General features: G+C 45.3%; 13 protein-coding genes. 6 read left to right on the top strand and 7 right to left on the bottom strand.

Features of this window, described 5'->3' with window-relative positions:
- Positions 1–20: 20 nt before the first annotated feature.
- Positions 21–521 (top strand): hypothetical protein, encoded by a 501-nt coding sequence (locus tag F0364_RS03370; RefSeq protein WP_153796339.1) that lies wholly within the window; start codon positions 21–23, stop codon positions 519–521.
- Between the two features lie 455 nt (positions 522–976).
- On the top strand, positions 977–2,908 hold the full coding sequence (gene dxs, locus F0364_RS03375) for a 1-deoxy-D-xylulose-5-phosphate synthase (protein ID WP_153796340.1): 1,932 nt from the start codon (positions 977–979) through the stop codon (positions 2,906–2,908).
- 78 nt (positions 2,909–2,986) lie between these two features.
- Here dxs and F0364_RS03380 read toward each other — a convergent pair whose 3' ends face one another.
- On the bottom strand, positions 2,987–3,595 hold the full coding sequence (locus tag F0364_RS03380) for a YdeI/OmpD-associated family protein (protein ID WP_153796341.1): 609 nt from the start codon (positions 3,593–3,595) through the stop codon (positions 2,987–2,989).
- Positions 3,596–4,026: 431 nt separating this feature from the next.
- On the opposite strand from F0364_RS03380, the gene F0364_RS03385 reads away from it, so the two are divergent.
- Positions 4,027–5,073 (top strand): nucleoid-associated protein, encoded by a 1,047-nt coding sequence (locus tag F0364_RS03385; protein ID WP_153796342.1) that lies wholly within the window; start codon positions 4,027–4,029, stop codon positions 5,071–5,073.
- A gap of 25 nt (positions 5,074–5,098) precedes the next feature.
- Here F0364_RS03385 and F0364_RS03390 read toward each other — a convergent pair whose 3' ends face one another.
- The 5 genes from F0364_RS03390 to F0364_RS03410 all read right to left on the bottom strand — a co-directional run bounded on the left by F0364_RS03390 (position 5,099) and on the right by F0364_RS03410 (position 8,452).
- A complete protein-coding gene (locus F0364_RS03390; RefSeq protein WP_153796343.1) occupies positions 5,099–5,893 on the bottom strand; it encodes an SDR family NAD(P)-dependent oxidoreductase in 795 nt (264 codons plus the stop codon).
- A gap of 152 nt (positions 5,894–6,045) precedes the next feature.
- Positions 6,046–6,678, bottom strand: coding sequence for a thioredoxin family protein (locus tag F0364_RS03395; protein WP_153796344.1), 633 nt, complete (start codon positions 6,676–6,678; stop codon positions 6,046–6,048).
- 70 nt (positions 6,679–6,748) lie between these two features.
- Positions 6,749–7,174, bottom strand: a complete 426-nt coding sequence (locus tag F0364_RS03400) for a MarR family winged helix-turn-helix transcriptional regulator (RefSeq protein WP_153796345.1) — start codon at positions 7,172–7,174, stop codon at positions 6,749–6,751.
- A gap of 93 nt (positions 7,175–7,267) precedes the next feature.
- A complete protein-coding gene (locus F0364_RS03405) occupies positions 7,268–7,954 on the bottom strand; it encodes a type 1 glutamine amidotransferase (protein WP_153796346.1) in 687 nt (228 codons plus the stop codon).
- A 39-nt stretch (positions 7,955–7,993) separates the two neighbouring features.
- The gene (locus F0364_RS03410; RefSeq protein WP_153796347.1) at positions 7,994–8,452 is read right to left on the bottom strand and encodes a DinB family protein; all 459 of its coding nucleotides are present in this window, start codon (positions 8,450–8,452) and stop codon (positions 7,994–7,996) included.
- Positions 8,453–8,714: 262 nt separating this feature from the next.
- Here F0364_RS03410 and F0364_RS03415 point away from each other — a divergent pair, with 262 nt between their 5' ends.
- Together F0364_RS03415 and F0364_RS03420 are read left to right on the top strand one after the other, a co-directional pair.
- Complete coding sequence (locus tag F0364_RS03415) at positions 8,715–9,389, top strand: lipoprotein signal peptidase (RefSeq protein ID WP_153796348.1); 675 nt, start codon at positions 8,715–8,717, stop codon at positions 9,387–9,389.
- 81 nt (positions 9,390–9,470) lie between these two features.
- A complete protein-coding gene (locus F0364_RS03420; RefSeq protein WP_153796349.1) occupies positions 9,471–9,989 on the top strand; it encodes a DinB family protein in 519 nt (172 codons plus the stop codon).
- A 46-nt stretch (positions 9,990–10,035) separates the two neighbouring features.
- On the opposite strand, the gene F0364_RS03425 is transcribed toward F0364_RS03420, so the two are convergent.
- Positions 10,036–10,593 (bottom strand): RNA 2'-phosphotransferase, encoded by a 558-nt coding sequence (locus F0364_RS03425; protein ID WP_153796350.1) that lies wholly within the window; start codon positions 10,591–10,593, stop codon positions 10,036–10,038.
- Between the two features lie 175 nt (positions 10,594–10,768).
- On the opposite strand from F0364_RS03425, the gene F0364_RS03430 reads away from it, so the two are divergent.
- On the top strand, positions 10,769–11,764 hold the full coding sequence (locus F0364_RS03430; protein WP_153796351.1) for an SDR family oxidoreductase: 996 nt from the start codon (positions 10,769–10,771) through the stop codon (positions 11,762–11,764).
- Positions 11,765–12,326: the final 562 nt, after the last annotated feature.

A 12,326-nucleotide genomic window follows, 5' to 3' on the forward strand; every position in this document is an offset into this window, starting at 1 on the left:
GTGTAACAATATTGCTGACCATGCTTAAACAACCGGGGGCGCTCCCATTCCTGGTAAGGAATGCGGTGCTCATTGCTATTATTTCGTCTTTTCCAATGATTTATTTTATCAGGCAGGCCGATTTCTCTCAAATCTGGCTCCTGTACCTGGGGGATGTTGTATTTCTCGGCAGCATCTTTTTTGTGATGATGCGTTATAACCGAAGGATTGGAAATAACAACACGCCCGTTTCGCTTATGCTTATTGCGGGCCATATTCTTACCATTTTATCAATTTCAGTTTTTTGTTTAATAGCGTTCATTCTTATTACTGTATATGTGCCGGGGCTTTTCAGTAGCGGGCATGCAGAAAAAGAGTTGGTAAATGCGCCGGCAAACATGGTGGAAGATAAAACAAACGGGTTGTTGTTTATCGTATTTATGAATGCCGCTTTTGGCAACTTCAGCGCAGGTTCTTTTGCTACTATTATCACCGCATACATCAGTAAGCGCAATCAAAAGTCTGAGCAGGGCAGTATGTAGCAATCGTAAATCTGGCTTAGCGGGTTTGTTGAGCTGACCATTGCAAACCTGCCTGCAAAAATATCAGCAGGCTGCACCTTCGGGTGAGGGATTGTAGCGGTTACCCCGGTGAGGCCATCGCAGCAGGGCTTTTGTGCCGGAGTAATAGCACAACCGAGAAAAAGCAACTAAATGTTGCTTTGACGAAGGTTGCGAACGAAGTTCTGCCCGGCCCGAGGTACGAGGGACACCCCCAAAAAATTCCCTTTTTTAGCGTAGCAGAACAAAACAGCAGATGATTTGTAATCAATGTTTCAGCCGGTATTTTAGAAAATGGCCCTAAATTGATTTTAAGGTGCTTTGATTTCAAAAAATCGCCTGAAAGCAGCTTAAAATATGGTTTAACCAGGCTGCCGGTAACCGCAAAGCCTGAATTTAGGGGCCAAAGCCTTATTTTTACATATAAATCACGCTACATGGAAATTCTGCCGGGGGCTTTGTTAAGCCAGATAAACAATCCTGATGACCTTAAAAAGCTTCCACGTGAACAGCTTCACCAGCTTTGTAACGAATTAAGACAATACATTATTGATGTTGTCAGCGTACATGGCGGCCACTTTGGGGCCAGCCTTGGTGTGGTAGAACTTACCGTGGCATTGCATTACATTTACAACACGCCCTACGACCAACTGGTTTGGGATGTAGGCCACCAGGCTTATGGCCATAAAATACTCACCGGCAGAAGGGATAATTTCATCACCAACCGCAAATACAAAGGCCTTAGTGGTTTTCCTAAAAGAAGCGAAAGCGAATACGATACATTCGGTGTGGGCCACTCTTCCACCTCAATTTCCGCGGCGCTGGGCATGGCCATGGCGGCACGGTATAAAGGAGAAGACAGGAAATCAGTAGCTGTTATTGGCGACGGGGCTATGACGGCGGGTATGGCCTTTGAGGCCATGAACCATGCCGGTGTAACCGATGCTGACATGCTGGTGATACTGAATGATAACTGCATGAGCATTGACCCCAATGTGGGCGCCCTGAAGGAATACCTTACGGATATCAGCATTTCTCCCACTTACAATAAATTGAAGGATGACATTTGGAAGGGTTTGGGAAAACTGCCGGTGGGCAAGCGTTTTTCACGCCTGATGGCACACAAGGTAGCCGAAAGCCTGAAAGGCATGGTTAGCAGCAGCGCCAACCTGTTTGAATCGCTGAAGCTGCGGTATTTTGGCCCTATTGACGGCCACAATATTACCAAACTGGTAGACACGCTTAAAGACCTGCGCAATATTCCCGGTCCCAAGTTGTTACATATAATTACCGTAAAAGGCAAAGGATACGCTTTAGCCGAAAAAGACCAGACTAAATGGCATGCCCCCGGACTGTTTGATAAAGTAACCGGCGAAATATATAAAAAGAAGTACGACATTCCCCAGCCACCCAAATACCAGGATGTATTTGGCCATACTATGATAGAATTGGCGGAGCTGAACGATAAAGTAATGGGCGTAACCCCGGCAATGCCCAGTGGCTCGTCGCTAAAGTTTATGATGGAAAAAATGCCGCACCGGGCTTTTGATGTGGGCATTTGTGAACAGCATGCAGCTACATTAAGCGCCGGCCTGGCTACACAGGGAATGCGTGTTTTCTGCAACATTTATTCATCTTTTATGCAGCGTGCCTACGACCAGGTAGTGCATGATATTGCCATACAAAAGCTGCCCGTGGTACTTTGCCTGGACAGGGCCGGCCTGGTTGGCGAAGATGGGCCTACGCACCACGGCGCTTACGACATACCTTATTTCCGATGCATACCCAACATGATCATCAGTGCACCGATGAATGAGCAGGAGTTGCGCAACCTGATGTACACCTCTCAACTGGAATCTACGAAATATCCTTTTGTTATCCGCTACCCCCGCGGCGAAGGCGTAATGCCCCAATGGCGCACCGCTTTTGAGGAAATTGAAGTAGGCAAAGGCCGCAAGCTGAAAGATGGCCAGGAAGTGGCGATACTTACTTTAGGCCACCCGGGCAATTTTGCTACTGCCGCTATTCGTGAGCTGCGCACCGAAGGGCTTAACCCGGCGCTTTACGATATGCGTTTTGTAAAGCCGCTGGACGAGCAGATGCTGCACGAAGTGTTCAGCAAGTACAGCAAGGTTGTTACTGTTGAGGATGGAACTATTGTAGGTGGTTTTGGCAGCGCTATAGCAGAGTTTATCGCCGTACATAATTATAAAGCGGAAATTAAAATACTGGGTATTCCTGACAGGCTTGTTGAGCACGGTACTCTAAAAGAACTGCACCGCGAATGCGGCTACGACGCACAAGCCATTGCCGATGCTGTAAGGCAACTGATGACTGATAAAGTAAGAGTGGCTGAGTTGTTGGGATAGATAAAGTACTTACTGTGTACGATGTTAGATGTATGATGTAGGTACCAGTTAACAATGGCAAATGATACATTACGTAACCTACTTTACATATTTCCAGTTGCGTATTTTGCCTTCGGCCATCCATTCAATAGCCGTGGCCAGGCGGGATGAACGTGTGGCTTCGGTTTTGGCGCCGGTTATCCACTCCACGTATTCTTTTTTATTGCTGTAGCTAAAATTGCTAAAGGTGGCTGCCGCGGCTTTATTGGCCTTTAAAGCTTTTTGTAAATCCGCCGGAACATTTACCTCTTTCTTTTCAGCTTTTGCCTTTGATGGCAGTTTTACTTTGTTTTCATTCAACAGCGCCGCTTCTTTAATATAGCTGATTAAAACTTTGTCGGCGGGTAAATCCTGTAACGAGGTAATACGCCCAAGGTGCCCCATTGCTTCCGTATTGCCATCGCTTAGTTTATCCGCGTCTTTCATAAGGCGGGCCTTCCAAAAACCAAAAGCACAGTGCTGTTTAAAAGCGGCCATGCTGCACATCATTTCATTGCCATAATCAAAGTGCGGAAAACTCCACTTCATGGTTTCCTGAACACCGGGGCATGCTTTGTGCACCAGTTGGCGTATATGCCGCAGTATGGGTTGGGCAAACGCGGCTGATTTTTCTATGTAGGCGTCAATGCGGGCATCTGTAACTGGCATGGCGGTTAGATTTATACCAATGTAAGAAAGTTTTAAAAACCGGCAAACGGCCTAAACTGAGAAAGCATGGTGAATATCTGCGCTGTGTCACCAACGGGTGAGGGATTGCAGCGGCTACCCCGGTGAGGCCATCGCAGCAGGGCCTTGTGCCGGAGTAATAGCGGAAAGCCCGACCCCTTGCGATAGCTTGGGGGCACCCCCAAGTACGAAGGCAGAAGTACGAAGTGCTTTTTTATGTAAGATGTTAGATGTGGGGTGTACGATGTAAAAAGAAATGCAAGATGTTAGATGTGGGATGTACGATGTAAAAGGAAATTTTCCTTCTCGCCATTTATCACTACCTACTTGCCCCAACGATGTTATATGGTATGCAAAGCTAAAATGGCTGCCCGCACCGGCTGTATTGGCGGTGTTGTTATCTTCGCCGCATTATGACAGGTACAGACAGCGTTGAACTGCAACAGGTAATTGTGCACAAAGTGGGTAACCCATCCCGCGGGGAGGAATTGAAGCTTTCGGCTAACCCGCTTACTTTAAATGATGAAGATGTGCGCAAGCTGCTTACTAAATACTTTCTTGGATCGTTTAACGAGAATGAGCAGTATCATTTTACACATATCAGCGATATACAGTTAAATGAAGTGTACCGCTATATATCGGAGATATTTGAAAACACCCAAAGCTTTACTGCCCAATCGGCATTGCTGGCCCACTTCTTATACAGCAAAAGCACCCATGTAAAAGTGAAGGAAGGGGAGTTGTATGTAGCGCTGTTTAACAATGTTCCGTTTGGTACGGAATACATACAGGCCGTGGGTTTGTTTAAGAGCGAAACAAAGGAAACGTTTTTAAAGGTATTCCCTCATGGCAAAAGCTGGGAGGTGGTTCAGGAGCAAGGTATTAATATTAACAAGCTTGACAAAGGCTGCCTGGTGTTTAGAAAAAACAGCCAGGAAGGTTTTGTTGTATGCGTGGTTGACAGCACCAATAAACAGAATGATGCGCAGTACTGGGTGAATGATTTTTTGCAGGTAACGCCTTATGCGGACAGCTATCACAACACGGATAAATACCTGAGCTTTTGCAAACAGTTTATTACGAATGAATACCCGGAAAAATTCGAGGTAACAAAGTCTGACCAGATTGATTTGCTAAACCGGTCTATGGACTACTTTAAAACCAAAGAGCAGTTTAACTTCCAGGAATTTGCAGAGGAAGTAATACATCACCCAGACGTGGTGGACAGCTTTAATAACTATAAAAAGAATTTTGAAGCCGCTAAGAATTTTGAAATAGAAGAAGCGTTTGATATACACCTGGCCGCGGTAAAAAAGCAGGCAAAAGTGTTTAAATCTGTTCTTAAGCTGGATAAAAACTTCCATATATACATTCACGGCCGCCGGGACCTTATTGAAAAAGGTTACGACGAAATGACCGGGAAGCATTACTACAAACTGTACTTTGAGGAAGAGAGTTAAACGCTTTTGCCTTTATATTTTTCTGCTATAATAAAGCTCTTACCACACCACCATCTGCCCTTAACGCTGCGCCGTTTGTAGCGGATGATAACGGGCTGGCAACATAGGTAACAAGATTGGCCACTTCTTCTGTAGTGGTAAACCTTTGTAACAGGGATGATGGCCTGGCGGTTTTAAAGAAATTGTTTTCCACTTCTTTTGTATCAGATTGCTGCACCTTTGCCAGGTCGCTTAAGAAAGTACTTACGCCTTCGGATTTTGTGGGGCCGGGCAATACAGAATTAACCGTAACATCAGTGCCCTTGGTAAGTTCGGCCAGCCCACGGCTGATGGCTATTTGTGCGGTTTTTGTCATACCGTAGTGAATCATTTCTTCAGGTATCTGTACGGCCGATTCGCTGGAGATAAAAATGATTCGCCCCCAGTTTTGTTTAAGCATGGCGGGCAGGTAGTGGCGGGACAGGCGAACCCCGCTGAGTACATTTATTTCGTAAAACCTAAGCCAGTCTGCGTCTGGTATTTCGGTAAAAGGCTTGGGCTCAAAAATAGATATATTGTTAACGAGTATGTCTATGTGTGGTACCTGGTCTATAAGCGCCTGTACATCCGTTGCTTTGGAGAAGTCCGCAACCACACCGCTGACCTTCGCAGAGGGGTTATCTTTTTTTATCTGCTCTATGGCAGCATCAACCCTGGCCTGTGTGCGGCCATTTACAATTACGTCTGCGCCTTCCTGTGCCAGTTGGCTGGCAATAGAGAAACCGATGCCGGCCGTAGAGCCGGTAACTAATGCTTTTTTGTTGGTAAGATGTAAGTTCATAGTATTTATATAAGGTGATGTAATAACGAAAAAAGGAAGGGCGCAGCTAACCTGTTTGTTAAAACGCTGATGAGTTTGCTAAAGCCGTGCTGTTGTTCATAAGCGCCCTTACCTTAATATAACTGAGTAAAGAATAGTTTTGTTTAGGCGGGTTATTGGGCTTCTGTCATTAAAGCCAGTAATTCCTGCTGTACAGAGATAGTCTTATCCTTAGCGTACCAGCCATGAATTTTTTCTTTTATGATGTCGTACGGTGCCTGCTGCATTTTAAGTACATCAAACAGTTGCTGCACTTTTTGCGGCCTTGGGCCCCAGTTAAAAAGCTCTTCGCCTTCACCATTAAGAACAATAAGTTTGGGTATGCTTTTGCTCATGCCTTTGTATAAGTAAAGATCCATCAACTCCGGGTTTTCTTCACGCAGCAAAAATTTCAGTTCAATATTACTGTTCTGCGCCGCTATTTTAGCAAATACAGGAACGGTTTGAGCCGCATCCCCACACCAGCCTTCGGTAAGTACCAGCCATATTTGTTTGTTATCTATTTTGGCTATTGTTTCCTGAAATTCCGGAAGCAGGGTTGTTGTTTTGTCCAACCTGTTCATGCGGGCAACATTCAGTTTGGTATATTCCGTTAAAGCAGGGGATTGAACAGGGCTAGTTGATTTACCCAGTTCCAGCAGGTCGTCAATTAATTGCCGGTAAGCGCTGTAATCAAGCCCCTTATCAGCATAGGCTGTATCAATTATTTTAATAACAGCTTTGTTTTTTTCACCAGTAAGTTTCATACATTCTCCTTTTATTTTATTCCTGGCAGGCAAGTGTTAATTGTATATACAAGTGTTAACTCAAAAAAAATCAGGGCAGTTTATCTGCCAGCTTGCTCATGCCGGCAGCAATGGCCTTGCTTTCAGTGGTGCCCAGCAGCCCGCAGGTACTTTTATCAAACTCATCCATGCACTTTTTCATATCCGGCAGCAAGGCTTTGGCCTTTGGGGTAGGGTAAACATTGGTAACCTTTCCCTCTGTAGTGCGAACCACCAGTTTGCGTTCTTCCAGTTTTTCAATAAGCCTGGTAATAGTACTGGGCGAAAGCTGTAATTGTTCCGCCAGCGCCCCTGGCTGTATGCCCGCATCGTCAAGCACTATCAGCAGCAGGTAGGCATGGCTGGGAGAAAGCCCAACGGGCTTCCAGCTTTCCAGCGCCAGCTTCTCCACCTTCCTGGCCAGTGCGCTGGCCGAGAAGTATATGCACGAAGCGTACCTGCACTCTGATGTTTTCATTATCACTTTCTGTTTAAGATGGCAAAAATAAAAACAATATTTGTATATACAAATATATGTGGGTTGCTAAATTGTTAAACCATTCAGGATTTGCTATAACCGTACAAAGGCGTCCAGCAAACTGTGCATATAAACTTGTTGCTGCAATATGTGATGCGGTGTGGCAGAAATAATCTCTTGTTCTGTTTGTACATAGGTGCTTTTTACCAGCTCGGCTCTTTCATGCTCCGTCATGTCGTCCAACAGGTTTTCCTTTACTTCCGGGTGAAATTGAAAACCGGCAACATGAGAACCATACACAAACCCTTGCTGGTTACAGCATGCAGACTGCAATAATTGTATGGCTCCCTGCGGTAGGGTATAGGTATCGCCATGCCAGTGAAAACAGGTGAAGGTATCCGGCAACTGTGCCGTAAGCGGGTGCTGAACGGTTTTTTGCACAGGCCACCAGCCTATTTCTTTTTCGGTGTGTGGATGTACTTCCGCGCCAAGAACATCTGCTATTAATTGCGCACCCAGGCAAATACCCAGCACTTTTTTTCTATCGGCAATGGCTGCTGCTATAAATGCTTTTTCAGCCTTAAGCCATGCATAAGTATCTGTCTCGTAGGCGCCCATGGGCCCGCCCATCATTACCAGCATATCAAATTCTGCTGTTGCCGGAAATTTAAAATCCCCGTACATGTGGGTAATACTGTAGGTATGCCCGTGTAAACCGCACCAGTCAATTATGGAGCCGGGGTATTCAAACGGAACGTGTTGTATAAAATGTACGTGCATGCTGTGTATTTATCTAAAAATGCAACTATGTAACCAACCTTAGTTTTGTGCTTGGCTATAAGTTATTATTTGCTTTAAATGGTGTTCCATGTGCACCAGGTAGTCTTCAATAAGGTAAGAAAGCGTATATAAATTACCGTCCCTTCCCCGGCATTGGCGGCCCAGGCTTTCGGCAGGTACCAGGCTTATTATGTAAGCCAGGTGCCTGTTATAAGCCTGCCATAATGCTAACAACTGCTGCATGCTGGCGGTATTGTACTGCTGAAAACTTACCCATTCATTTTGTGCATAAAATATTTGCGGCTCCTGTTCAAACTGGCCACGTACAAAACGCTGGTGGTTATTGGCGGCTGAATCAATTAAATGCCCCAGTATTTCTTTTTTGCTCCATTTGCCGGGTGCAGGCCTGGCTGTCAGCTCATTTTCCGGAAGCTGCAATACCAGAGCAGGTATGGTATCGCAAAGAGTCAATATCCTGTCAGTTAATGTTTCGTACATAATAATTCTTTTTCAGCTTCAAAATAAGTTGTTTTTATGTATTGGCCGCAGACTGTGATACTACTATTGGGCTTTGGTTGTGTCACTCACTTGTACGTTCGGTAATTCTACGCAGCTTTTCAGCCCGGGTAGTATTGTTTACGGCTACAGGCTTTTGTATTGATTTTGTGCTTTTGCAACTGTTGTTCAACCCGTTGCAGCTATTGTTAATTGCGTTATCGCCAGAAACCAATTCCCTTATCTTTGCCCCAAATTTTTTATAGTGAAGGGTAAGTATGCAGCTTTATTAATAGCGGCGATTTTAATAGCAGACCAGGCCATCAAAGTATACATTAAAACACATTATTACCTTGGCGAAGAGCACAACGTAATTGGCAATTGGTTCAGGCTGCATTTTGTAGAGAACGAGGGCATGGCATGGGGCTGGAAATTTGGCGGTGGCGTAGGTAAAATTATTCTTACACTGTTCAGGCTGGTAGCCGTTATAGCCGGTACTTTTATCATCCGCAACTTTATCCGTAAAGGCTACAGCAGGGGTTTTATTATCTGTGCATCATTAATATATGCCGGTGCTTTCGGTAACCTTATTGACAGCATGTTTTACGGTCTCATCTTCAACGAGAGCACCCCTTATATCCAAAATGTGGCCCAGCTTTTTCCTCCCGGTGGCGGTTATGCCAGCTTTTTGCATGGTAAAGTGGTTGACATGTTTTATTTCCCCCTTATCAATACCACCCTGCCTTCCTGGGTTCCTGTTTGGGGAGGCGACCAGTTTGAGTTCTTTCAACCTGTATTTAACCTGGCAGATGCTTCCATATCATTCGGGGTAATAGTATTGCTGCTGTTTCAAAAAAGGCTGATGCCCCATAAAGAGCATGCCGCTGCCAATACCGTTGAAACCGGCGCTGTTGTAGATGACAAAACCCAGGTTTCATAATTTCCTTTACTTTTTTATTTCCTGCTGACATAAGGCTGTCACTGGCCGGTGTTTTCTTTACATCAACAAAAAAGAAAACACATGAATACCACTCTTAACAACACACTGCAACCTGCTACAGAACAGCAGGTATTAACTTCAGAAGCTTTCCTGGCCCATTGGCAGGGGCACCGCTCCTTAACCCGCCGTGTTATTGACACCTTTCCTGAAAAAGAATTGTTTAGCTACAGTATTGGCGGTATGCGCCCATTTGCTGAGCTGGCTATGGAAATGGTTAACATGGCGTTGCCCGGCATTTATGGTGTAGCCACTTCCGCCTGGAAAGTGCCTGGCAAGCCTGATGGTTTTGTACTGGCTACCCCGGCTACAAAAGAAGAACTGCTGCAGCTTTGGGATGAAGTAACTGAAACAGTAAACAATCTATGGCAGCAGGTGGAACCGGGCAGGTTTCAACAGAACGATGTAGCTTTTGGTTTATACGAAGGACCTGTTTACTCCACTATTTTCTACTTTATTGATAACGAAATTCATCACCGTGGGCAGGGCTATGTTTACCTGCGTTCATTGGGTATTGAACCTCCGCCATTCTGGGAAAGATAAATTGTTGCTGATCTATGATAAAAGCAGGTGCTTATGTACCTGCTTTTTATTTTTCACTCGCATTCTTTAGCGATATAAATTGAGGGGGCACTTCATCTGTAAGCCACACTTTATTAGCTGAAATATAAAAACGATACCCCTGGTCATACATAGCTTTTGCATTTACTTGCAAAACAACAGGTTTGCCATGCCTTGCGCCTACCTGTTGGGCCGTGTTGGTATCCTGGCTAAGGTGTACATGCTGCCTGCTTTGTTTCTTAATACCGGTAAGCATAATTAGTTCAACCGATGATACGGTTGAACCGTGGTATAAAATATCCGGCGGTAAGCTTTCTTTTAATTCAAGGTCAACAGCAATGCTGTGGCCCTGGCTGCCCCTTATCAGCGTTTTGTCTTCATTAAAAGCAAAGCGCTGTTTATTATTGGTGACTACAACTTCTTCAAGCAACGTTTTATTTACAGCTATTCCGTGGCTGTTCATCCTGTTGATAAGCTCTTCTACGCTGGCCCAGCCATTTGCGTTAAGGGTAAGGCCAATATATTCCGGCTGATGGCGCAATACAAGGCTCATTAGTTTGGAAATATTTTTTACCTGGGTACTCATGGTATATTATTGGGTTGATATGATTTTAAAACGGGTTAACCAAACGAAGTAAGTATTAATTATGCCTGCTGCTAAGGCCTGGTGAAGTTAAATATTGCCAGGTAATCTGCTGCAGCCATTAAATTGTTATTTACAGTTTACCAGGCTGTGTAATTGTTGTATATATGCAGCAATTATGTACCAGACTAAATTTCACCAGGCAAATATAAGCGGCAGCAGCTTCCTGGTAACAGGGGGCGCCGGTTTTATTGGTTCTCATATTGTGGAATACCTGCTGCAATATGGCGCCGCCAGGGTGCGTGTACTGGATAATTTTGCCACAGGTTCGCCGGCCAATATTAAGCCCTGGCTTTCTCACCCCGGCTTTGAATTAATGGAGGGCGACATACGTGATGCCGGTACCTGCCGCCTTGCAGTGCAGGGTATGGATTATATTAGCCACCAGGCCGCTTTGGGTTCTGTGCCACGGTCTATAAACGATCCTCTTACTATCAACGAGGTAAATATCTCCGGTTTTCTTAACATATTGCAGGCCGCTAAAGAAGCCCAGGTAAAACGGATGCTGTATGCTGCCAGTTCCAGCACTTATGGCGATTCGTCCGTGCTGCCCAAGCAGGAAGACAATATCGGCAAGCCTTTATCCCCCTATGCTGTCACCAAGTATGTTAATGAGTTGTATGCGGATGTTTTTTCCCGTTTATATGGGTTTCATACCATCGGCCTGCGTTACTTTAATGTGTTTGGCCCCAGGCAAAACCCCGCCGGGCCCTATGCCGCAGTGATACCTCTTTTTATACAGGCCGCGTTAAAAAACGAAGCCCCGTACATTAATGGCGATGGCAATACCAGCCGCGATTTCACCTTTGTTGAAAACGTGGTACAGGCCAACATAAAAGCGTTGCTGGCGGATAATATTACACAGCACGAAGTAATGAACATCGCCTGCGGCACCTCTATTACTTTAAACGAGTTGTGGCAGCACATCAGTCATGCGACAGGAACAACAGCAGCGCCGGTTTACAGGCCGGAGCGTAAGGGGGATGTAAAGCATAGCCTGGCCGATGTTTCAAAAGCTTTTGCCGTTATTGGTTACCAGCCAACGGTAACCATTAAAATCGGCCTTGAAAAAACTGTGGAATGGTACAGCAAACATTCTTCCGTCGGTGAATAAAGTCCGTTTTTCAATCTTTTTTTGGTTGCCAGCTTTGGTACTTTGTGGCCACCCAGTTGCGTCGCAATCCTTTCATCGTTCTGTTCTAAGGGCGGCTTTTCAGCCCCTGATAGAGAATATTATAAATAGGATTAGGCACAATAAGCCCAAGGTAATACTATGTTCCTGAGGAACATTTTGTGCTCATCCCTGCTGATACGGGCACAAAGCGTTCCTCTGGAACGCCAAGCTAACACCCCGCAATGTATTCTACCCACAAAGTGTTCCGCCGGAACACATGTTGGGTAATGCGCTTATTCTACTTAATCCTGCAGTATTGAGTTTGGGCGCCCCCATTCTGTCATCAGCGTAGCTCTTTATTACACGGCAACATTTTTTGTACATAATAGTGCCAACGTGTCTGGCGCCAAAGGCGGCAGACACTGCGGCTATCAGTTCAATCAGTAACATCACCGCAAAATCCTGGTTCAGACATTCTACCCGGGGCTGAAAAGATGCCATGAAAACTAACTGATGAACGTAGTGCGACGCAACGATGCCTCATAGAAGTACCGGACCCCTG

It is taken from the genome of Foetidibacter luteolus (assembly GCF_009650435.1).
GTDB classification, from domain to species: domain Bacteria; phylum Bacteroidota; class Bacteroidia; order Chitinophagales; family Chitinophagaceae; genus Foetidibacter; species Foetidibacter luteolus.